Genomic DNA, 21,119 nt, shown 5'->3' on the forward strand with positions numbered 1-21,119 from the left:
TTAGAAAGTTATTGCAATAATGCCTTCGATAAACCCCATTGCTGCTTGTAAATCTTTTCTAATTGTACCATCTGAACACTTTCGTTTTTTTGCAATAGTTCGCAATGAGATACCAATAACAAAGTGAGCAATGACCATCTCATACTCTTCAGGCTTAAACTTCCGCAACCTCGCTACACACCCGTCAATCATAATTCCATCGTCATCACAACACTGTTGCCGTGATTTCTTGCCATGTGGTAGTAAGCCTTTAAATCCAGCCGCAACTGGTTGCCAGTCAACACCGCTGCTATCAGCAGCAGCCCATGCGCCCCACTGGTCCAATACTTCATACATATCACGCATTATTGCCTCCACTAATTTAAGCCAGCACGCCGAAAGCCAGCGCGCGGTCTATTGTCTTCAGCACCAGCTCTGGCTGGCTGCCATATTTTGCTTCAAAGGCAGATGTATCCGCGTGTAGCTCGTCGTGATGCGATCTGCACAGCGGGATCACGAAGAGGTCATGCGCTTTGGTTCCCATACCACCCTGCCCGTAACCAATAAGATGATGCGGATCATCGGCTGTCCTGCCACAGCACACGCATACCTGTGCTTTAGCCCACCGGGTATATTTTTCATTCATCCAGCGGCGACGCTTCGGGCGAAGCATGAGGCTTTCCGGCGACTCTGGATCAACCTGGATATTTACGACGGGTTTAGCTGCTGGTGGCTCTGCAGACTGTCTTTTTACTGGCCTGTATTTCTTAAGGTGTTTACCCAGCACTTCTTTTCCATCGACAGATGGCCCAAGATCGTGACCACGATAAACAGACTGATGCAGTTCAGGAGGTAGCCCCAGCGCACGGCGCGCCATATTCTCCGGGATAGCGTCGGCAACACCAGCATAAACGGCCCACCAGCACAATTCAGACAATGACAGCTCCCGGGTGGCGTCGTAGCCGGATGACACGCGCGCCACGTCCACGATCCATCTGACGACGTTCTGCCGGGCCAGCGCCGTCATTTTATTTGTAGTCTGCTCGCGCAGCTGGTTATCGCAGTGCCAGCACAACAGCAACGCACCGGGAGCATGTTGCCGTGTAACCAGTTCGCGGTGATGATAGTCCGAGTGCGGCCACTGGCATTTTCCACCACCGTTCCGTTCAAGCCAGTATTCCAGCGCCCCTGTACCACCTGCGGCACGGATCACCCGCTCATCACAGAAAAATAAATACAGGCTGTCATCTTCTGCCAGCGGCTGCCGGACATCAGCAACGCGCCCGGTAGGCAGATGTGCCATATTTTCCGGCTGCGGCTCTACAAGCACCCGGCCTGAACTGAAAATTGTCATCAGATCACTGCCGGGCCTGAGCAGCACGATACCCAGATGGCGCGCAATATCGGGTTTTAGTAATGCCTTCACGCTGCGCTCCTCTTCGCCAGATTTTCAGCCCACATACCGCCGATCCACTTAACACCCTTCGCAGTGAATCGGGCCTGGCTGAATGCATGGTTTGAGGTAACAGAGGTTCCGGTCTTTACTTCGAACCGCCCGGCGTCAATGTGCTGGTGGTGAGGTGTGAGCGCGCCACTCAGCCGGTACATGATGTTGTTATCAATTAGGAACAGACGGAAGTCTGTTTCTTTAGCCTTAAGCAGTTTCGCTACCTGCCGGAATGACATTGATCCGCTGGCGGTACAGTAGCGATCCACAAAATCAATCTTCGGCGCCGCGGCGGCCAGTTCAGCCGTTAGCTTCTGTTTCTGTTCTGCCAGATCGGCAGCAAGACGGAGCGCCTCCGGCAAAGACTGCGGCACGGCAATTTGCTGGCCCTGCTCCAGTATCTGCCACCGGTCCACCAGCCGGGCGGTAAACTCCGGGCAGAGCTGCGCAACTATCACATAGCTGTCGCGTTTGCTGACTTCATAGTGATGGTACTGCTGCTGGTTCTGGGGGTGGGTGTACGGCATTGCCGCATACCCCCCAATGACTCTTTTTTGCATTAGGCGTTCGATAGTCGTGCATACGTCGCTGTGTCGTGAATCCACCAGCTCCGCAATGACACGGCTGGACATCGTTAGCCCGGTGTTAGCATTGATTAGTTCGTTCATGCGTTTCTCCACTTAGTCAGGCAGCTGCCGGCTCATACTTGCTGATCGTTATTTCAACCTTTCCTTTCGGTACCACTGGCCCCCATTCCACCAGCATACGTTTCACCTGGCTGTCGTCTTCCCATACGCCAGCATGCGTTAATGCATCGAAAAGCGCCTTGTTGTAGTTATCCAGATCCCGGCGGCGGGCATCGGGTGGATAGAAGATAATCTCTACCGACGCGCTTGCGGTTGTAGGTCTTGGCAGCCTGCGCAGTTGCTCTATGATCGCCGCACACGCAGCGCTCTGGTATTCCCGGCCTTTTGCGCTGATAAGATGCCTGCCCTTCAGTGGGCCTTTGTTCGGTGCGCGCCAGTAGGTATTTACGCTTGGCGGGAATGGCAGAGTTAACATCATGCTTCAACCTCCCGGGATTCGAGGAAAGCGATCGCATGTTCTCTGGCGTACTCGTCACCATCCACCAGCGACCGGAGCAGCGACACCGCAGTATCCTCATCACTATCGCCAATAATGGCTATGCCACGCGACACACCTGGTGTAAGCCTGATAGCCCCTTTCTTATGAAGAATGCGAAGATGATCCGATGCGGCATTAGGAGATCGGAATCCCAGCCGCCCGGCCAGTTCTGACGTAGTGGGTGAAAATCCTTTCTCGCGCTGAAAGGCGATCAGTTCATCCAGAACAAGCTGCTGGCGATCTGTAAGATTTTTATTCATAAGTTCTTTCACGCTGCACTCTCCTGTAATGTCTGATGTATTGCCTTGCGCAATAAACGAGCATTTTGCAGGTCGATAAATTCGAGATTGCTGACAATGGCTATAAAGTCAGATATGCCGAGTTGATACTCTTTGCGGAATTCTTCTGAAATAACGATCAATCTGTCGTTCATATCTATGCGAAGATCGACAGGACAATGTTCACTTACCCATGATTCGAGCATCCGGGCGCTTGTCATTTCTTCAAAAATAACTTTTGCTCTGGTAATGGTATCTACCGGTACAGCTATTATTTCCGGGCTTTCGAGCGAATCATCTGCCCAGGTATGCCCGAACTTAGATTCGCTGAAGGTATACAGGGGTTTATTGCCGAACGCAGCACTGACACATGCCCAGGCTGTTGTACCGCTTTTTGCAAGAATATCTTCCCGGGTCAGCGGCAACTCTTTCTCTTCGGCTGAAACTGACTCTTCTGTCGGTAATTCTTCTGCGTCATCAGTCCCGGGAATAACTTCAGGAATATTTTGAAGTTGAATATGATGTACGTTTTGCTTCATCAGGCGTTCAGCCTCCCGGCGAATCTGCTTTAGAAAAGCATCGCCGCGAGCTTCCAGATCCTTACGGCTGATATAGCTCATTGCTGGACCGCGCCAGGTTTTATCAAAGACGGCGATCGCCCCTGCAAAGAAAGCCCCGGTTGGCACCTGTTTTTCATCCTTCGGAATAAACCACTCAGGCAGGTCAAAGCCGAGGCGGCCACGTATAAAGGCAATATGATCGGCATCTTCCGGCCACCAGACTTCGCTGGTGGCTGCCTTAATCAGAAAGACATAGCGCCCGCCCTTTTCCCGCATGATGCTGGCGTGGTGCATGATGTAACGCATGCCGGTGGTGTATTCGCCTTCATGCTGCGTTGCCCGGCTGTAGGGAGGATTACCAAACGCTGCGCCGTTCAGTTCAGCAAGGCAAGCGGACCAGTCCTGTTTAAGGGCATTATCTTCTGCGGTATAGAACTCTTCGCATTTTGCGTTGCTCTCATCGGCGAACAGGTCCAGCACCAGCGGTCCGAACATGGCATTAATGCCCCAAAAGATATTTTCAGGAGTACACCACTGATCACCCACTTCTTTCAACTCGTGCGATGACTGGCTGCGTAATGCTTCGAGAGCCTGGCAATATTTATTCTCAGTCATGACCGGAACCCCGCTGGTGCGCTGTAATCAACGCCTGAATAACTGGATTTGAATGCGGCATCTTCACGCGGTGCGCTGGTGGCTGATGTGCTCAGCTTCAGAGAAAGATCGTCCCACTTCTCGCGTAGCTTGGCAGGGCTGAGAATGTTTTTGCACCAGAAGGGATCGCGGTTGGCACGGCCAAATAACTCGCAGATCTGACGGTGTGTACGGTGGTCCTGAGAACACATCAGGCGAACATCGTTAGCCCAGACGGTCCATGAAGGCTCTTTAGGCACAACAACTTCGCCATCAGATTCAGCCGCATCCTCGTACAGCTTGCGGATCTTTTTCCAAATCCATTCGGCGCAGGTTAAATCCTCCTGGCTTCCCCACTGCCGTTTTGCAACCCTGTAAATCACCGCTTCAGGATGACGGGTAACAAAATCTTCAACCGGCTTTTCAGCGTCATGCTGCGAAGCGGCGGGACAAGAAGGGTTTATGATCTGTTTGTGGTGATCTGAGTAATGATCTGTATAGAGAATAGGTTCCGCGACTTCGCGGTTAGGGTTCTGCGATTCTGCGGTTTCGGTTCCGTGATTCTGCGGAACGGGTTCCGTGACTTCACGTTTCCCATTCTGCGATTCTGCGGAACCCAGCGCTGACGGGAACAAAGCGGCAATTAAGGCATCACCATGAACGCGGTAATGTGTCTTTTTAGTACCGTTGACCTGCCTTTGTTGCTTCTCAATTATGCCGGGCAACCAGCGCGTACAAATCTTGTTTACCATGCGCTGCACCTGGTCTTCCGTGACGCCACGAATTTCAGATGCCATCTCGCTATGCTCTTTGTAAAACCAGCCATCTTTCAGATCAGATTTACCGGACCAGAACACAAGCTGATTAAGCACAGCACCAAGCGCGTGCGCCTGCTGATCGCCAAAGAAGAAGTCGAGGTAAGGCACAGGAATGGTAATGCTGTTCCGCTGCCCTGACATCGACTGAACGATTTCAAATATCTGGCTCATGATCGCCCTCTACTTCCCTGAAATCACGTTTGAAAATGTGGAGTGGGCTGAAACACTCATGGGGGTAGCCAGATCGCAGATAGATAACGCGATTGCTTTCTGGTTCCCAGCGGATAATACGGACAGGGATGCCCCGGCGGTCCCTGAACCAGCGGTTAAGTTCGCGCATAATGCCTTAGCCCTCCGGTAATACACCCCCACGACGCCAGCGGCGCGGCTGTGGTTACATGCCACCCAGCGACCTGATACCATCCTTTCATACTGAAACAGCGGAGTTCCCGGCACCGGGATCGCCCGAAGTTGCGGTAAACGGTTAATTGCCGTTACACTGTTCATGCGTTAGTTTCTCCACTTATAGAAGCACACGACGCCAAGGCGCCCGGAGCTGCACACTCGCGGGCGTCACTCTTTTCTGGCGGACAAAAAACGCGATATAACAACGTCAGATGCTCCTGCCACTTCGCCATGACCTGATAACTGTTCTCTTCGATTTGCTCACGTTCTGCCGCATCAATTACGCCATCGGCTGTTGCCTGACGCAGATACTGTGAGTGTCTGCCGATCCACTCGATAGATTCCATCAGGCGCTGATTGATGTCGGCGTTATCAACGTCTTCAATTTCCACCAGCGGTACGTTGACGCTGTTCGACTGCCGAGACACTGCGTCAGCAATCAGCTTCTGTCCGCTCGCCTGCTGGAGTACCAGCGCCCAGCCCAGAGGAAAAATCTGATCGCCACCAGCGCGCAGCCGGTTGAATAATGCATCTTCGGTAGTACCCAGCCATTCAGCCGCTTCGGCATAGCCACCGGGCAGGCTTGATATGGTCCGTCTGATGGCGGCCACCAGCCAGGCTGGTTGTTTTTCTACTTGCCAGTGATTACCCACGGTTGACTCCTTAAATCTGTGGTTACTAAGGAACATTTCTTCTATTAGGATTCTGAGTAGCCATTCATGGAATGCTGCTCCTCAGGTTGGTAACGATTTGGGTAGAGAATTTGGAGTTCGTTGATTTCTCCCCCATAGAATTTCGCTAGTCTTTCAGCCAACTCCACGGAGGGAACCTGTTCGCATCGCTCAATACGGCTCAAGGTAGCGGGATCGATTCGTATCTCTTGCGCAACATGCGAAAGCGTAAAATTATGCGCAATGCGCATCCTTCTCAGTGGTGAATGCATAAAAACCCCCTTTATTTGCGTAATACGCATTTTATTGTATGTTGCATACTTGCGCAAGTTGCTTTGCACAACACGCAAAAAGGACTTGTAATAAACGCATGAACATAGGAAATCGTGTAAGACAGCTTCGCTTAGCGAAGAACTTGAAAATATCTGATCTGGCTGAGGCTGTTAAAGTTGACGCTGCGAATATTTCACGTCTGGAGACAGGCAAACAAAAGCAATTTACGGAACAGTCACTTAATAGAATTGCTCAAGCTTTAGGCGTTAGTGTTTCTGACCTCTTTACGTCGACGGATAATCAGTCTACTGTATATAAAAACAGTAAAACAGATGCCGCCTTCGGGGAGGGTACCGATGTGTTTAGGGTCGAAATACTTGATGTTAGTGCGAGTGCTGGCGCTGGATTTATTCAAGGCAGTGATGTGATCGATGTCATACACGCAGTTGAATATAGCCATGAGAGGGCATCGGTTCTCTTTGGAGGGCGAGACTCTAAAGGGGTCAAAGTCATCAATGTTCGTGGCGATAGCATGTCGAGCACCATTGAACCTGGTGATCTAATCTTCGTTGATGTCAACATCCATGAGTTTGATGGGGACGGAATATATGTTTTTGGTTTTGATGGTAAAATTTACGTTAAACGTCTTCAAATGATACCAGATCAACTACTTGTTATTTCAGATAATCCCAAGTATAGAGAATGGAGCATAGATAAAAGCAATGAACATCGGTTCTACATTTTTGGGAAAGTTTTAATCAGCCAAACTCAATCTTTTAAAAGACACGGATAGTTTAGAAATTTTTTCCGAAGGTCGCTGTGGCGACCTTTTTAACATCCATTAAATTGCGAGTAACGCAATTTAATACTTGCACAATACGCAATTAAAGTTTAATTTTACTTCATCTACAGCGAACAGGCAGGACGCCCACGAAGTAGCCGCCGATGGCGTATGAATGACCGGATGATTCGCTGACAGGTGTTTTCGGGAGGGGTTGCACCGCTGGGCTGACCACCAGCGATAGAAACTCAGCCGCGATACGGAGCCGTTTAACCCACGGCGCGGAGAGTGAATACCGTAGGGGTTATAGCTGGTTGGTCGCCAGCGCCCCGCCCGAAGCCACCTGGTAGTTACAAAAAGTAGGATCTTCATTGCTGTGTGTAGTCTTGGCGGTACCAGAGTTAACCCTTGAAGTCGCTGGTACCGCCCTTTTTACACAACACACAAGAGCATCACCGGATGACGGGCCCATAACCCAATCCATCCGGGTGCTGGCGTAAAGCACAGGTGCTCTTTTGTGTTGTGTGGAGAAACTAACCGGCGGTGGCAGCCGCCCGTTTCACTAAGTGCCTTTCTTATCGGGCGCTTATTAAAGCGAACCCAAGTTCATTATCGCCATCAGGCGAGGGATTCATGCAACCAAAATCAGGCGCGGTGCAGAGCGCCAGATATATGGAGAAAACACAGTGGGATTTATTCAGACACTATCTGGTAAGCAATTTGATTACCTCAATTCCACCGCCGACGATATCGTTATAGAGGATATCGCAACAGCGCTTTCGCATACATGCCGTTTCGGCGGACACCTTCCGGAGTTCTACAGCGTGGCGGAGCACTCAGTGCTTTGTAGCCTGCTTGTGCCACCGGAGTTCGCCCTTGAAGCACTCCTGCATGATGGCGCAGAGGCTTACTGCTGTGATCTGCCCTCGCCTTTAAAAGTGCTGATCCCTGATTATCGCTTTATTGAGGCGCGGATCGATACCTTGATTCGCCATAAATATGGCTTGCCGGAAGAAACCAGCCCGGTAGTTAAATATGCAGATCTGACAATGCTGGCAACCGAGCGTCGCGAACTTGATCTTGATGACGGTACCGTGTGGCCGATGCTGGCTGGCATACCAACATCGGATCTTATCCAGATTATCCCGCTGCGCCCGGGACAGGCTTATGGTCTGTTTATGAACCGGTTCAATGAGCTGGAGGAGGCCCGCACATGCGCCTGACGGTCAAAGAACTGATAGCACGGGCATACAAGGTTGCACGCCTCCTAGAGGAAGCCGATGCGGCTTTGCTGCGCGAAATGGCAACACGCCTTGATGTAACGTACGTCGCGCTATCGGAAGCTATGGAACGGAGCCGCCAGCTTGAAAGCGAAAACGCTAACCTGCTCAGTTTCATCAACACAGAGTGTTTCGTGAACGATGGTGTTGAATATGATTATGCGTCAACGCGTCTACCTCTGACGCCAGCCACTGATAAGCGGCTCGTCGAACTTAAAGACGAAAACGAATATATACGTAATCGCTTTAAAGAGACTGACCGGATGTTCGGTAAAAACCTTTTAGTTATGAAGGCAGCAATTATCGAATGGCGTACAACTGGCGATGCGAAGAATGGTATGGCCTGGATTTTCAACACGCTATTTGGTCCGGGCGAGTTGCCTGATGAAGACGAAAGAGACGCCCAGGCGTATTTTGACCGAGAATATGAATCTATCGACAAAGAGCTTATGGAATTGCATAAGTGGTTCTATGAGCGGCATAAGCGTGCAGAGCCGGCTTAATTGATTAACGCCCGGGTGCAGCCGGGCTAAGTGGGGAATTAGCCATGTCCAAACTAATGAAGGCGAGCCTCTGGGGTAAACGAGAGTTCGAAGCCGGATCTGTTCCAGACAATCGTACTATCAAGCGCTGGGTTGAAAATGGTGTTTTGCTTGGGCGGGTAGTCGATGGTGGGGTCTGGGTATCCTCTTCTGAAAAATGGGGCGTCGACTCGTTTATTAATCAGGAAGTTCGCCGTTTAATTGAGGAATGATCATGGCGGCAAGGCCAAGAAAAAGAGAATACCGGCATCTACCAGATTTTCTTTTTTTCGATAAAGATCGTGGCGTGTATAAATTCACTCTCGTTACCGGTAAGAAAAAAACACTCGGTAAAGATCGTGTAATGGCTATAGCTATCGCCCGTGAATATAACGTCAGGATGCGACCAGAAAGCATCCCTACAATTGACAGCCTTATTCGAGAATCAGGTGGCACAAATAGTGAGGCATTGCCATTTTCAAACCATGTAGATCATATTCTGGAAAGAGCGATAAAAGATGAAAGGCCATCTGCCAGCACGCTGGAAGACTGGAGAAACGATGCTTTACGTGTTAAGCAGTTTTTCGTGAATATTGCGGCCTGCGATATTGAGCTTGAGCATGTGAACGCATTTATTAACGAGTTCCATGCTGATGCGTCGGCGAACGTTCAGAACAGAAAGGTGAGCTTTCTTAAAAAGTTGTTCTCATATGCTGTAGATGAATCGCTCATGATGGATAACCCGGCGACCCGCAAAAAGATGCGCCGAGTAGATGAGAAGGCGCGTCAGCGTTTATCGCTGGATAGTTTCAAGGCAATTCACAGGGCTGCTGATCTGTGGCTGAAAACAGCCATGGATTTGGCTATGCAGACAACACACGCACGACTTGAGGTATCCCGGATCCGTTATTCAATAAAGCAGCCAAAAAATGGTGTATGTGGATGCGTCTGGCTCGATACTCCAGAAAATGGATTGTACGGCACGCTCTATATTCATCGGCAAAAAGTTCAAAAGAAGGAAGCCTCACATGTGGCTATTCCAATCGGCGAAGAACTTAAGCGAATTATTGATAGTAGTCGTGACAACATCGCCAGCCCGTTTGTTGTTCACAGGATCCCGGAAAGGAGTGTAAAGCCAAGCAAAGAGGTTACTCACCCAACGCAGGTGGCACCCGACTATCTAAGCCGGGCATTCTCTGCTGTGCGCGATGATCTTCATCTTTACGATCACCTTGCAATGAAAGAGAGGCCCACGTTTCACGAAATACGAGCTTTGGCGGCTTTTCTTTTTGATAAAAGTGGTATCGATCCACAAGGTCGAATGGCCCATAGTGATGCAAAATCTACGAAGATCTATACCCAAAATCATATCGACTGGGTAGTAGTTCCTCATGGTGAAATTAAGACAGGTTGAACCAAAAGCTTGGGGAAAAACTGTGTCTAACTTATTGATGTATATAGCGACGATTTTGCATTATTTGCACTGATTGTTTATACAGTCAAACCATTAGCAACACCAGACGTGGCGCGGCTTACAGCATATTTCTATCGGTGTCATGGGGTGTCGGGGGTCGGAGGTTCAAATCCTCTCGTGCCGACCAAATAATCCCAAAAAAAACCAACCTGTTAGGGTTGGTTTTTTTCGTCCCTGCTTTACCCTGCACACGATCAGGATCCGAACCGCGGGCCATGACGCCCCTATCTTACTGATAAGTAAGGGTAAATGTTGCACTGGCGTTTGCCGCGCCGGGTGTGATTACGCTCCCCGTCTGATAGTAACGCGCCTGAAAAGGAATATCATATTTGCCCTGGGTCAGGTTCTCGCCACTGAAAAAAGGTACGCCCAGCATGAGAGGATTGTTACTGTGCAGTAGCTGGATCCCTACCCCACTGGCACCGTCTTTCACACTGTTGATATTAATCACCCCCTTCGCTGCATCATTCACATTCCCGTCAATGCGCACGTTAACGCGCGTTCCGGCATTACAGGTTAATGGAATCGTAAAATTTTTGGTGTTGGCGTTGCCTGGCCAGCTGCCAACGCCGCTGAAATCACGTTTGTTAACGCTGCCCATCGGTACACTGATGGCTGACGTATTTACGGTGCAGGCCAGCGTCGTGACATTGAAACTACTGATATTGATATCTGACTCGGGGGAAAACCAGCTGTTCTGATTGGTGCGCATAATAAATGCGCCCACGTTACGTGCGCTGACGGTCCCGGAACCGGTAACGTTAGCCGTTTTGTAGAACGTCACCAGGCCTTTCATGATAATGGGCTGAACGCCAAACATGCCGTTCACACTACAAAGTAGCTTATTGTTTGCATTGCCATCGCCATTATTGCTTCCATCAACCCAGCCTGGACCGCCATTACAGGTAGAGACAGCAACGCCGCCAATGGCATAACCTACCCCGGCTATATTGGTGTTATAAACCCGCCGCCCATCATAGGTTCCGGCATAAGAGCCGTATGCTTTAACGCCCACTTGCTGATAAGACAGTTTGGGCTCGCTATTGGTACAGCTGAAGGTGGAAACATTGGCCGATGTTATCTGGGTTCCAATAACCGATCCTACCGGCAAGTCTCGTTGCACGGTGATATTTTGTGGCGATAGCGTAGTCACTGCCGTAACCCGTTTGCAGGTAAATGCCTGCGCCGAAAGTGGAAGACATCCGACTGCCAGTAAAATTGATGAAATTATAATTAGGCGTTTCATGGTACTCACTCTGATTAGCGACAAACAGCGGTAATATTAATCACGGCTGTGCTCTGCTGCCCGATATGGTAGGGAGCGGTGCACTGACCGTTATCCCAACGGACTACAACCTCACCTCGTTCAGGCACCCCGCCCAGATAGACGCGCTGCTTTTCGTCAACAATACCCGGGACGCTCTTATCGTCGTTCCTGATAGTGGCAGATGCGCCAAAGGGGATATCGGTGCCGGTAAGGGTAAACATGGTTTTAAAGCCGAGGGCGGTAGGAAAGTTGGCTACCGTCAGCGCGCCCTGCGTCGGGACCACGGTCTGAATATTATTCAGCACATCGACTTTGTCGTTCAGGCTGTCGATATCCAGACTGAGGCGATTACGGTGATAGGGATTTACATAAGGTACAATGGCATAGCCGGCATTATCGGTATAGACCCCGGGGTTGTTCTGGACGTTGACGTGCCGCGCCCCTTCCGCTCTGACTAAAGCCAGGGTGTCGCCCAGCGGCTGGGAAAATGTGACGCCATAAGGATGCGCCACGATCCCGCCCGTAGCCCCATAGTTCACCTGACGCGTATCTTTAGTGTAATTGTAACCTGCCTGATACTCGCCAAAGTGTGCCTTGTAGTCGAGTGATGCGCTGCCGCTCGCGCCCTGGCCGTGACTGGTATAGCCCTGCTGAACATTATACGCCAGCTGGTTATCCGCCAGCGCAGTGCCGGAGATGCCCAGCGAGCTGCTGCTGTCGCGTCGACTGGTGCTGCCTGACAGATTCACCCAGCTTCGCGGCATAAAGGCATCAAATGGCACCTGGACTGCAAACGCCAGCACCCGATCGGCTTTACGGTAATAAGGCGTGTTCGCATAGGTATAGTTCATGGAATAGTTGACGCTGGCATAGCTCGTGTTATACCCGAGGTTAAGACTACGTTCCTTTTCGCCGATCCCCCAGAACTGCTGCTCATACGCCGACAAATACAGGCTGCCGTAAGTCTTCAGCGTCTGATTAATATTAACCTGTGCTTTACTGCGCTTATTATGGCTATAGCGCCACTGGTTATAAATCTCGCGATCGGCCTTTTCCTGGGCATCATCCCGATAACCGTCGCGATGCGCACCGGACGATAGTGCCCCCGGATAATAGCCATTGGCCTCATCGAAATCGTAATACCCTGACGTGGAGTATCGATACCCGGCCAGGGTAAATGTTGTACCACTGAGCGCAACGTCCTTGGAATATTGAAAGCGGAACGATGCCCCACGCGTAGTTTCGTCACGAAGATCGGTTGCGGCGAAAGTACTATCAAGGGAGATCGAGCCGATATCGTCGAGGCCTTTTCCAAGCCCAAGGCTGGCCGCCTGGTAGCGCTTCGCCAGCAGAGTACCGCCGTAGATCGTACTGCTCCACGGCATACCATAGATACCTGTAGATTGAATGAATGACGGTTTACGGGCTGCCCCACCGGTGGAGCGGTATTCACCCACGGTCACTGAATACTTAAACTGGCCTTCACGCTGCATAATTGGCACTGACGAAAAGGGCTGAACGAACTGACGAACGGTGCCATCGGCTTCGCGAACAGAGACCTCCAGATCGCCGCTGGCAGAGGTCGGATACAGATCGTCAACGGCAAAGGGACCGGGGGGGACATACGACTGCCAGATGATATTACCGTTCTGGCGGATAGTGACCTGAGCATTGCTCTGGGCTATGCCCCTGACTACCGGCGCATAGCCCCGCAGGCTATCAGGACGCATATTATCATCAGAGTAAATCTGCGCTCCGCGAAAAGCAAAACTGTCAAAGATATCAGAAGGCGTATGGCTGTCGCCGACAATCAGCTGACTCTTCAGCGGTTTAATATCGCGATTTAAATAGGTATTGATACTGTTCCAGGAACGGTTATTGGGGCTGTCCGTCCAGGTAGAGTAATTGCGCAGACGCCATGCGCCCAGGTTAATACCACTGCGCAAATTCAGATAAGCATCATTGGTGCTGCCAGACTTTGCGTCATGCCAGGATTCAGACCCCGAGTAACCGTAGTTAACAAAAAGCATATTCACACCGTCATCCCAGCTGCCCGGGTCGACGTAGCCCTGCGCATTTTTACGGATAAACTGCTGAGGGATAGAAAGATCCAGACGCTGCTGAGCAAAGTCGAAGCTGATTTTCCCATCCGGGATGGCCTTGCTGATGTCAGAAATTTCAGCATTGTCTGCCAGTGCCATAAATTCAGGCGTGGCAGCAGCCTCAGTCCCCCATTCAATCAAATCACTTTTGCTCAATACCGGTGACAGCCTGTCATCACGAATAACATATTTTATTTTCTTATCATCAACATAGTTACCGTTTACATAGACTTCACTTTGATAAATGCCCGGTGCCTGACTACCCGTTTTGCTAAATGCAGACAGGTCGACGGCCGCGTTTTTTTTGCCCTTCACTTCGATAAAAGCGGGATCAAAATAGTCATCAGCGCACGCAAATCCTGAATTAAGGGCCAGGCATACAGACAGGCTTAACAATGAGGGTGATAATAAAAAAGGGAATTTTTTATAGTGCACGTGCTGCGTGAACATGATCTTTTTAATCCTGATAATTATAATTTTACTTTCTGTTCTTCTGAAATTCCGCCGAAGTCATTAATCGCTCGCCAGCTTATTTCAGGTGCTCGGGCGCTAACGGAACCTAGCGACACTTCCTCTTTGGGTAAAACCATCAATGGATCCTGCAACGCCACGCCGTTTATCTTCACATCGTAAAACGACACGCTGTATGCGGTGGGATTAAAGGCAAACAGTTTTCCATCACGCTGTTTAAACTCGACCTTCTGATATGCAGTTGCCGGATCGCCAGGTAAACCGGCCGGCCGATAAAATAATTTCATTGTGTTTTTAACTGCTATTTTCAAATCATTGCTGGCGTTTTTATCGGTGGACGGGATGCTTTTAATATTTAGCCAGTATACGGACTCTCTATCCTGCGGTAAGGTACTACCGGTAAGAGCAATGCGGACTGAATTCTGGCTATGCGGCTCAAGGCGAAAGAGTGGCGGTGTAGTAATAAACATTTCACCCGCATCATCGCTGTCAGCACGTTTATTCACCCATGACTGAATAAGATAAGGCTTATCATCGGGATTGTTTATACCGATTGTTGCCTGTTTCATTTTCCCGTCATAAACGACGCGTGTGCCGCCAATTTCTACACCGGCCTGTGCCACCGGCAGAGAGCAAAATAAAGCGAGTGCGCTACAGCATAAAAATATGCGTCGCATGTTAACTCCTGTTAATGAGAAAATAAGAGCCGCCACGCGGCTCTTATTATTTAATTATAAACGATGGTAAATGCGGTTGTTGAGTTTGCAGTACCTGCTGTCACCTTATCGGCGGTAGCATAGTATTTAGCAAAATAGTGCAGCGTATTGTCACTCTCAGCGCTAAGGTTAACCGATTGACTCGGTGAACCTACCGGTATCATTGTGCTGCTGTCGGCTTCATACAGCGCGACGCCCACATTGGTCGCAGTCTGCCCGGAATTCAGCGCCAGAACCTGGTGATTAGCAGGACTTGCCGGACCATCAAAACGGACATGGGCGCTTGTGACACTGGCCGGGCAATCGCTTAATACGATTGAAAAACGGGTTGGCGATGCAGTTGTACCCGCTGTTTCCAGAGCACTGGTTGAAACGGTGCCTAAATTAACCGTCTGGTTAGCAGAGCCCGGATCAACTTTACAGGCAGTATCAGTAATATTACCTGTGAAGTTGATAGTACCATCTGCGGCATATAGCGTGCTGGAGCAACCTAAAGAAACGACCAGTAAAAGTTTAGCAAATTTATTTTTCATTGATTCCTCAGTATCATTAAATATTTAAAAACGTAAAGAAACATCTATTTATATGGAAAAAGCGTATAACTTCATCCCTATGCCATGTGCAGGTTAACCCATGGCGTACGGCATTTATTATAATTACGGCTGGTTCATATATAATTTCGCAGCAACCCTATCTCTATATAGCGTTTAACCACGAAAACGTTACGGATTATGTACTGATTAAATTAAACAAATCATAAACAAGAGAAAATACCTGGTTTAGGGTCATGCTTAACACATCCGGTTGTTGGATGATCTGCCTGGAAGGTTAAAGAAAGATTAGCATGTCGAATATATACATCACGCGGGCATACTTCATTTTACTTACGGTACATTTCGCTTCAGAAGCGTAAAGCGAACGTATGAAAAAGTAATATCAAAACTGAATAAGTAATGTTTAATTAGAAAACGTCAAAGAACGTAAACATCGGATCCTGTATTTCCCTGTTGAAAGAGCAATCATTATCAACAACGTGGTATAGAAAGGGTAAGATCCCAGATAATAAAAAATGCTCACGATGGCAACCGCGAACGCTATTCCACTTTTTACATCGGAAAATTCTCTGTGTTGACAGAGAATCCTCTGGCAAAAATTGCGGGAGTTAAGACATATAAATGCTATATGACGCTACCACATCTAAACGCTATCGCTGGAGATTCTGCTCTCTGGTCGCCAGCGCACAAAAAGCCCACGAAAGCACTGTACTTTCCCGCCATGGCTGGTAAATTGCTGTACATAAGAACAGTGTTTTTGAGGCAACAACATGTTTGTAGAACTGGTTTACGATAAGCGCAATGTCGCCGGCCTTCCCAATGCACGGGAGATCATTCTTGAAGAGCTGACCCGTCGGGTTCACCGCCTCTTTCCTGACGCAGACGTGCGGGTAAAGCCGATGCAGGCTAACGGATTAAACAGTGATGCCAGCAAAAGCGATCGCGAAAAATTGAACCGTATGCTGGAAGAAATGTTTGATGAGGCTGATATGTGGATGGTTGCCGAATAAGCGCCTGTCGCTTATTGGTTACGTTACATCGCCATGTCGGCGGCTGGCACCGGCTGCGGCTTACGCTGTGCCGGTGGTATTGCATATCGTATAAAATTTGTCCTTATAAAAAAGTTATAAAAATGTTAATGATTGATACTTGTAAAAGATAAAAAATGCTGGCTCGTGCCAGTACCAGCCGTTATTATTCCCCGCTTTGTGATTTCCCGCACGGATGCCAGCGAATCGTTATGGAAGCCCTTTTCTTAACTGCGGATCTGTATGCCTGAAACTCATTCTTCTTTATCACCGACCCGGCAGGGTGCGATTGTTAACGTAATACGCTCGCCGTCACTGCTGCTGCGTGAATCTCTGGCAGGCGTGATTACCGCTCTGGCCCTGATCCCGGAAGTGATTTCTTTCTCGGTTATTGCTGGCGTCGATCCTAAAGTCAGCCTGATTGCCTCTGTCGTTCTGTGCCTGGCAATGTCCGTGCTTGGTGGGCGTCCGGCGATGGTAACAGCCGCTGCTGGCTCGGTAGCGCTGGTCATTGGCCCGATGGTGCATCAGCACGGCGTGGGATATATCCTGCCTGCCGTGGTACTGGCCGGGGTTATCCAGATCCTTTTCGGTCTGAGTGGCATGGCTCGCCTGATGCGTTTCATTCCTCAGGCGGTAATGACCGGTTTTGTTAATGCACTGGGTATTTTGATTTTTTTCGCTCAGGTACCGCATTTCTGGAGCCGAAGCCCGCTGGTGGCTGGCCTGTTCGTATTGACGTTACTGATTGTGCTGTGGGCTCCCCGGATCATCAAAAGCGTGCCGTCGCCGTTGATTGCTGTTGTGCTATTGACTATTTTTACCGCAACGACCGGCCAGTTAATGCCGACCGTCGGCGACGCTGGTTCAATGGACAGTGGCCTGCCAGGCCTTAGCGTACTTCACGTACCGCTGGATCTGAATACGCTCACTATTATCTGGCCGTGCGCGCTGAGTATTGCATTTGTCGGATTGATGGAGTCGCTGCTGACGGCAAAGCTTGTAGACGATCTGACTGCAACACCGTCAAATAAACATCGGGAAAGCGCGGGTCTTGGCGTGGCCAATATCCTCGCCGGTTTTTACGGCGGGATTGCCGGATGCGCCATGATCGGTCAAACGATCGTTAACGTCGAGATGGGACGCGCCCGCAGCCGTATCTCTACTCTGGTGGCCGGGCTGGTGCTGGTGGTACTGGTGACAGCGTTAAGTGAAGTGATGGCAAAAATCCCGATGGCCGTACTGGCCGGGATCATGGTTATCGTCGCCGTGAAAACCTTTAGCTGGCACAGCATCCGGCCCGGCACGCTAAAAAGCACCCCGTGGCCAGAAACGCTGGTCATGCTGGTCACGGTGGTGGCAACCGTATCCACTGGTAATCTGGCCATTGGCGTGCTGGCGGGCGTCATCCTCATGATCATCATGCCGCGCCGTCTGAAACGACACGCTTCGCCTACAGCAGAAAAATCGTTGCCAGACCCAGAAAAATAAAGAAGCCCCCGGTATCGGTGATAGCGGTGATCATAACGCTTGAGCCGACTGCCGGGTCGTGGCCGACTTTGATCATAATCATCGGAATGAGTACGCCCATCAGCGCGGCAACCAGCAGGTTAAGTACCATTGCCAGCATCATAACGCCGCCCAGCGCCGGATCGCCATACAATGCCCAGGTGACGCCGCCCATAATGCCGCCCCACACCACGCCATTAATCAGCGCCACGCCCATTTCGCGCAGGATCAGAAATGAAAAATTGCCCGGCTGAATATATTGCAGCGCCAGCGCGCGGACAATCATGGTGATGGTCTGATTCCCGGTGTTGCCGCCAATACCGGCGACAATCGGCATCAGCGAGGCCAGCGCCACCAGCTGCGAAATCGTGTGTTCAAAGCCGTCAATAACACGCGAGGCAATAAAGGCAGTGCAAAGATTTACTGCCAGCCACGCCCAGCGCGTCTTTACGGCTTTATGGACCGGGGCGAAAATATCTTCATCGCCGCTGAGTCCCCCCATTTGACGCAGATCGTTATCGGTTTCGCGATACACCACATCGACAATTTCATCAATGGTAATACGGCCCATTAATCGGCCATCGGAATCGACCAGGGCGGCGCTGATTAAGTTATCGCGCTCAAACGTCCTGGCCGCTTTTTCCGCGTTTTCATCGGGACGAAAAGCCAGGATATCGCGCTCCATGACGGTATCGACCTTAGTGGCAGCAGATGAAATCAGGATCGTTTTCAATTCCAGTTCACCGAGCAGTTTATTTTCTCTGTCGGTTACAAACAGCTTATCGGTGTTTTCAGGCATTTTGCCCAGTCGGCGCAAATAACGCTGAACCGTCCCCAGGGTGACATCCGGGCGCACGGTAATCACTTCAAACTCCATGATTGCGCCGACGCTGTCAGGATCGTAATTCATCACCTGACGCACGCGCCCCCGTTCGGACGGGGATAGCGTGGCCAGTAATCTTCCGGTCAAATTGCGCGGCAGATGCTGGACAATATAAATTTGCTCATCAATATCAAGCGTATTCATGGCGTCCATTAGCGCCGAATCACTCATCTGATCGATAAGGTCGTCCCAGACATTTTCTGAGGCCTCAAGCAGAACTTTGCCGCGCTTGTCTTCATTAATCAGCAGCCAGAGCGCACGGCGCTCTTCAGCAGGCAGGGCTTCCAGCGTATCGGCAAGATCTGCCGGCTTCAGGTGTTCAACCAGTACGCCGACTTCAGCGATCCGATTATCCAGCGCGCCGCTGTCGAACTGCTCCACCAACGTCAATTTATTGAGTAATGAGGACGTTATGGCTTTATCGGTTGTAAGCAGCCAGACCAGGCGCGCACGTTCTTCATCGCGCAATCGGGCACTGTTATTTGTCGAGACGGACATCGGGAAATCCTTGGGTCATTGCATAACATAAGAGGGTATAGCTGGCGCAGTAAGCATAGCGTGCCGGGAGCAAATGAATAATAAACGGAATGAATGAAAAATAAAAAAGTTGCGTAAAGAGATTGATGCGGCAATACCGTGGGGAGAATACCGGAGGTAAAGAGAAACCTCCGGTACAAAACTTAGGCCGTACGGGCGACTGCGTCGCGTGACGCCAGCGCGCGATCTTCACCAGTCAGTTCAGAAAGCTGACCATCGCGCATCTCAAGCAGCCTGTCGGCATGAATGAAATAGAGATCGTCATGGCTGATGGCAAAAATCGTTTTGCCCATCGACTGCATTAACGGCAGCAGAACCTGATAAAACTCGCGGCGGAAATGCGGGTCCTGATCGGCCGCCCACTCATCCAGCAGAATAATATCTCGCTCCTCAGCCAGCGCCAGCAGTAGCGCCACCCGCTTTTTTTGACCTTTAGACAGTTTGAGATCCAGAATTTTACCGTTTTCCAGCTTCAGCTTATGGCTCATTTTAAGCTGTGCGATCCAGTGATCCACCAGCGCAGGATCGGCGGCGCTGCCCTCCGGGCCCAGTAACCGATCGAACAGCCAGACGTCGGTAAACACTGCCGAGAATAACTTGCGATAGTCTTCCGGCCGGTCAGCTGCCAGCGGTTTACCGTCGAGCAGGATTTGCCCGGAAACGGGCTGATACAATCCGGTCAACAACATAGCCAATGTTGATTTCCCGCTGCCGTTACCGCCAATCAGAAACACCAGCTCGCCGCGATGTAAGGTCAGATTAATTGGCCCCACGGAGAACGTATTATCCTGGTAGGTAAAGGTAACGTCACGAAGTTCCAGAGTCTGCCACTGCGGATACCGCTTCGGCTGCGGAAACTCAGGTTTGAATGCGGCGAGATCGAATTTTTTGAGTTTGTTAAACGCCACCTGAGCGCTGAGCAGGGTGGGTAAAGCTCCTACCGCCGAGAGCAGCGGCGTGCGCAAAAACAATAGCGTGAGTGAATACGTTGCTGCGACGTTGGTATCGGCCCATCCCAGACCGTTTGCCATCCAGAATACCAGGCCAATCGCGCCCAGCATCATAATGTTCGACCAGTTTACCGCGCTAAGGTGAAACGTATCGGCGCGAACAATATGATGTCGGTACTCTTTGGCATCCGGAACATAAATATTATTGAAAATATGCTCCGCGCGTTCGCGGTTAAGCGTCAGCTCTTTGCGCCCTTCCAGTACCGTCTGATAATCGTGATACAGTTTATCTTCAGTTTCCCGCAGCCTGGCCATATGGCGGTATACGCGAGCAACCAGCATAAATCCGCCCCAGATCGTCAGCGCCACCCACACGGCAGTAATCAATAACATTTTCGTGGACAGGGTTGCCAGATAGGCGGCTGACCCGACCGTCAGAATGATCCCCTGCACCAGTTCCGGCAGGCGAACAAAGGCGATGGTAATATTGCGAATATCACTGGTTAGTCCTGCCAGCAGCGCCGCGCTGCCCAGCTTCTCAATTCTTTCAACCGGCGTATCCAGGATGCGCTTAATAAACTCGCTGCGCAGGCGAAAAACAAAATGGTGGCCCAGAGTGGTCAGCGCCAGCTGCGAGCCAAGCGTGACGGCCATCAATAGCAGTAACAGGCCGAGAAATTCCGGCAGAACGCGCAGCGTCATATCCACAGATTCAATCAGGCGCAGATTAATGAAGGCGATCAAGCCAATACCCAGGGCCGCACTGGCCAGGCTCAGCGCCATAACCGCGATAAAAGGCCAGCGATATTGACGCCAGACCAGCAGGAGGAGTTCCATAAATACTATCCGCAAGAAAA

General features: G+C 50.4%; 23 protein-coding genes. 7 read left to right on the forward strand and 16 right to left on the reverse strand.

What is annotated here, in order from left to right:
* The 10 genes from AC791_RS15485 to AC791_RS15530 all read right to left on the reverse strand — a co-directional run bounded on the left by AC791_RS15485 (position 1) and on the right by AC791_RS15530 (position 6,188).
* Positions 1-345 carry an antiterminator Q family protein gene (locus AC791_RS15485; RefSeq protein ID WP_049841300.1) on the reverse strand — a complete coding sequence of 115 codons (345 nt, stop codon included), beginning with the start codon at positions 343-345 and terminating at the stop codon, positions 1-3.
* A 16-nt stretch (positions 346-361) separates the two neighbouring features.
* The gene (locus tag AC791_RS15490) at positions 362-1,405 is read right to left on the reverse strand and encodes a DUF968 domain-containing protein (protein ID WP_077264647.1); all 1,044 of its coding nucleotides are present in this window, start codon (positions 1,403-1,405) and stop codon (positions 362-364) included.
* A complete protein-coding gene (locus AC791_RS15495) occupies positions 1,402-2,094 on the reverse strand; it encodes a phage antirepressor KilAC domain-containing protein (protein WP_049841301.1) in 693 nt (230 codons plus the stop codon). The genes AC791_RS15490 and AC791_RS15495 overlap by 4 nt, the downstream gene beginning before the upstream one ends.
* Before the next feature lie 16 nt (positions 2,095-2,110).
* Positions 2,111-2,491, reverse strand: coding sequence for a RusA family crossover junction endodeoxyribonuclease (locus AC791_RS15500; RefSeq protein ID WP_049841302.1), 381 nt, complete (start codon positions 2,489-2,491; stop codon positions 2,111-2,113).
* Positions 2,488-2,823: a LexA family transcriptional regulator gene (locus AC791_RS15505; protein WP_416202301.1), complete on the reverse strand. Its 336-nt coding sequence runs from the start codon at positions 2,821-2,823 to the stop codon at positions 2,488-2,490. The genes AC791_RS15500 and AC791_RS15505 overlap by 4 nt, the downstream gene beginning before the upstream one ends.
* Positions 2,820-4,004, reverse strand: coding sequence for a phage N-6-adenine-methyltransferase (locus AC791_RS15510; protein ID WP_049841303.1), 1,185 nt, complete (start codon positions 4,002-4,004; stop codon positions 2,820-2,822). The genes AC791_RS15505 and AC791_RS15510 overlap by 4 nt, the downstream gene beginning before the upstream one ends.
* Positions 4,001-5,011 carry a hypothetical protein gene (locus tag AC791_RS20830; protein WP_072094364.1) on the reverse strand — a complete coding sequence of 337 codons (1,011 nt, stop codon included), beginning with the start codon at positions 5,009-5,011 and terminating at the stop codon, positions 4,001-4,003. The genes AC791_RS15510 and AC791_RS20830 overlap by 4 nt, the downstream gene beginning before the upstream one ends.
* Positions 4,995-5,180: a DUF4222 domain-containing protein gene (locus AC791_RS19975; RefSeq protein ID WP_072094365.1), complete on the reverse strand. Its 186-nt coding sequence runs from the start codon at positions 5,178-5,180 to the stop codon at positions 4,995-4,997. The genes AC791_RS20830 and AC791_RS19975 overlap by 17 nt, the downstream gene beginning before the upstream one ends.
* Before the next feature lie 163 nt (positions 5,181-5,343).
* Positions 5,344-5,898, reverse strand: a complete 555-nt coding sequence (locus tag AC791_RS15525) for a YmfL family putative regulatory protein (RefSeq protein WP_072094366.1) — start codon at positions 5,896-5,898, stop codon at positions 5,344-5,346.
* Positions 5,899-5,942: 44 nt separating this feature from the next.
* The gene (locus tag AC791_RS15530; RefSeq protein ID WP_049841306.1) at positions 5,943-6,188 is read right to left on the reverse strand and encodes a helix-turn-helix transcriptional regulator; all 246 of its coding nucleotides are present in this window, start codon (positions 6,186-6,188) and stop codon (positions 5,943-5,945) included.
* 98 nt (positions 6,189-6,286) lie between these two features.
* Here AC791_RS15530 and AC791_RS15535 point away from each other — a divergent pair, with 98 nt between their 5' ends.
* The 5 genes from AC791_RS15535 (at position 6,287) to AC791_RS15555 (ending at position 10,185) form a co-directional block, all read left to right on the forward strand.
* Positions 6,287-6,982: an XRE family transcriptional regulator gene (locus AC791_RS15535; RefSeq protein ID WP_049841307.1), complete on the forward strand. Its 696-nt coding sequence runs from the start codon at positions 6,287-6,289 to the stop codon at positions 6,980-6,982.
* 674 nt (positions 6,983-7,656) lie between these two features.
* Positions 7,657-8,193, forward strand: coding sequence for a hypothetical protein (locus AC791_RS15540; protein ID WP_049841308.1), 537 nt, complete (start codon positions 7,657-7,659; stop codon positions 8,191-8,193).
* On the forward strand, positions 8,184-8,753 hold the full coding sequence (locus tag AC791_RS20835; RefSeq protein ID WP_228136902.1) for a hypothetical protein: 570 nt from the start codon (positions 8,184-8,186) through the stop codon (positions 8,751-8,753). The genes AC791_RS15540 and AC791_RS20835 overlap by 10 nt, the downstream gene beginning before the upstream one ends.
* A 44-nt stretch (positions 8,754-8,797) precedes the next feature.
* Complete coding sequence (locus AC791_RS15550; RefSeq protein ID WP_049841309.1) at positions 8,798-9,004, forward strand: hypothetical protein; 207 nt, start codon at positions 8,798-8,800, stop codon at positions 9,002-9,004.
* A 2-nt stretch (positions 9,005-9,006) separates the two neighbouring features.
* Entirely contained in the window at positions 9,007-10,185 is a 1,179-nt protein-coding gene (locus AC791_RS15555) for a phage integrase Arm DNA-binding domain-containing protein (RefSeq protein ID WP_049841310.1), read from the forward strand.
* Between the two features lie 289 nt (positions 10,186-10,474).
* Here the strand turns inward: AC791_RS15555 and AC791_RS15560 are convergent, their stop codons facing one another.
* The 4 genes from AC791_RS15560 to AC791_RS15575 form a co-directional block, all read right to left on the reverse strand.
* Positions 10,475-11,398 carry a fimbrial protein gene (locus AC791_RS15560; protein ID WP_228136903.1) on the reverse strand — a complete coding sequence of 308 codons (924 nt, stop codon included), beginning with the start codon at positions 11,396-11,398 and terminating at the stop codon, positions 10,475-10,477.
* A 107-nt stretch (positions 11,399-11,505) separates the two neighbouring features.
* Positions 11,506-14,064, reverse strand: coding sequence for a fimbria/pilus outer membrane usher protein (locus tag AC791_RS15565; protein ID WP_049841312.1), 2,559 nt, complete (start codon positions 14,062-14,064; stop codon positions 11,506-11,508).
* Positions 14,065-14,084: 20 nt separating this feature from the next.
* Positions 14,085-14,762: a molecular chaperone gene (locus tag AC791_RS15570; RefSeq protein ID WP_049841313.1), complete on the reverse strand. Its 678-nt coding sequence runs from the start codon at positions 14,760-14,762 to the stop codon at positions 14,085-14,087.
* 50 nt (positions 14,763-14,812) lie between these two features.
* Complete coding sequence (locus AC791_RS15575; RefSeq protein ID WP_077264648.1) at positions 14,813-15,334, reverse strand: fimbrial protein; 522 nt, start codon at positions 15,332-15,334, stop codon at positions 14,813-14,815.
* Between the two features lie 791 nt (positions 15,335-16,125).
* Here AC791_RS15575 and AC791_RS15580 point away from each other — a divergent pair.
* Together AC791_RS15580 and AC791_RS15585 are read left to right on the forward strand one after the other, a co-directional pair.
* Positions 16,126-16,365, forward strand: coding sequence for a DinI family protein (locus AC791_RS15580; protein ID WP_049841314.1), 240 nt, complete (start codon positions 16,126-16,128; stop codon positions 16,363-16,365).
* A gap of 261 nt (positions 16,366-16,626) precedes the next feature.
* Positions 16,627-17,874 carry a SulP family inorganic anion transporter gene (locus AC791_RS15585; RefSeq protein ID WP_049841315.1) on the forward strand — a complete coding sequence of 416 codons (1,248 nt, stop codon included), beginning with the start codon at positions 16,627-16,629 and terminating at the stop codon, positions 17,872-17,874.
* Here AC791_RS15585 and mgtE read toward each other — a convergent pair.
* Positions 17,837-19,273 carry a magnesium transporter gene (mgtE, locus tag AC791_RS15590; protein ID WP_049841316.1) on the reverse strand — a complete coding sequence of 479 codons (1,437 nt, stop codon included), beginning with the start codon at positions 19,271-19,273 and terminating at the stop codon, positions 17,837-17,839. The two genes, AC791_RS15585 and mgtE, sit on opposite strands and share 38 nt — an antisense overlap.
* Positions 19,274-19,455: 182 nt before the next feature.
* Positions 19,456-21,099, reverse strand: a complete 1,644-nt coding sequence (locus AC791_RS15595) for a multidrug ABC transporter permease/ATP-binding protein (RefSeq protein WP_049841317.1) — start codon at positions 21,097-21,099, stop codon at positions 19,456-19,458.
* Positions 21,100-21,119 lie beyond the last annotated feature (20 nt).

This window comes from Klebsiella sp. RIT-PI-d (assembly GCF_001187865.1).
Classification (GTDB): domain Bacteria; phylum Pseudomonadota; class Gammaproteobacteria; order Enterobacterales; family Enterobacteriaceae; genus Superficieibacter.

Coding starts and splice junctions, on each gene's coding strand:
- AC791_RS15575 (WP_077264648.1), bottom strand. CDS start 15,334: ATGAAAAATAAATTTGCTAAACTTTTACTGGTCGTTTCTTTAGGTTGC.
- AC791_RS15580 (WP_049841314.1), top strand. CDS start 16,126: ATGTTTGTAGAACTGGTTTACGATAAGCGCAATGTCGCCGGCCTTCCC.
- AC791_RS15495 (WP_049841301.1), bottom strand. CDS start 2,094: ATGAACGAACTAATCAATGCTAACACCGGGCTAACGATGTCCAGCCGT.
- AC791_RS15550 (WP_049841309.1), top strand. CDS start 8,798: ATGTCCAAACTAATGAAGGCGAGCCTCTGGGGTAAACGAGAGTTCGAA.
- AC791_RS15585 (WP_049841315.1), top strand. CDS start 16,627: ATGCCTGAAACTCATTCTTCTTTATCACCGACCCGGCAGGGTGCGATT.
- AC791_RS15595 (WP_049841317.1), bottom strand. CDS start 21,099: ATGGAACTCCTCCTGCTGGTCTGGCGTCAATATCGCTGGCCTTTTATC.
- AC791_RS15485 (WP_049841300.1), bottom strand. CDS start 345: ATGCGTGATATGTATGAAGTATTGGACCAGTGGGGCGCATGGGCTGCT.
- mgtE (WP_049841316.1), bottom strand. CDS start 19,273: ATGTCCGTCTCGACAAATAACAGTGCCCGATTGCGCGATGAAGAACGT.
- AC791_RS15570 (WP_049841313.1), bottom strand. CDS start 14,762: ATGCGACGCATATTTTTATGCTGTAGCGCACTCGCTTTATTTTGCTCT.
- AC791_RS15530 (WP_049841306.1), bottom strand. CDS start 6,188: ATGCATTCACCACTGAGAAGGATGCGCATTGCGCATAATTTTACGCTT.
- AC791_RS15555 (WP_049841310.1), top strand. CDS start 9,007: ATGGCGGCAAGGCCAAGAAAAAGAGAATACCGGCATCTACCAGATTTT.
- AC791_RS20830 (WP_072094364.1), bottom strand. CDS start 5,011: ATGAGCCAGATATTTGAAATCGTTCAGTCGATGTCAGGGCAGCGGAAC.
- AC791_RS19975 (WP_072094365.1), bottom strand. CDS start 5,180: ATGCGCGAACTTAACCGCTGGTTCAGGGACCGCCGGGGCATCCCTGTC.
- AC791_RS15500 (WP_049841302.1), bottom strand. CDS start 2,491: ATGATGTTAACTCTGCCATTCCCGCCAAGCGTAAATACCTACTGGCGC.
- AC791_RS20835 (WP_228136902.1), top strand. CDS start 8,184: ATGCGCCTGACGGTCAAAGAACTGATAGCACGGGCATACAAGGTTGCA.
- AC791_RS15565 (WP_049841312.1), bottom strand. CDS start 14,064: ATGTTCACGCAGCACGTGCACTATAAAAAATTCCCTTTTTTATTATCA.
- AC791_RS15510 (WP_049841303.1), bottom strand. CDS start 4,004: ATGACTGAGAATAAATATTGCCAGGCTCTCGAAGCATTACGCAGCCAG.
- AC791_RS15535 (WP_049841307.1), top strand. CDS start 6,287: ATGAACATAGGAAATCGTGTAAGACAGCTTCGCTTAGCGAAGAACTTG.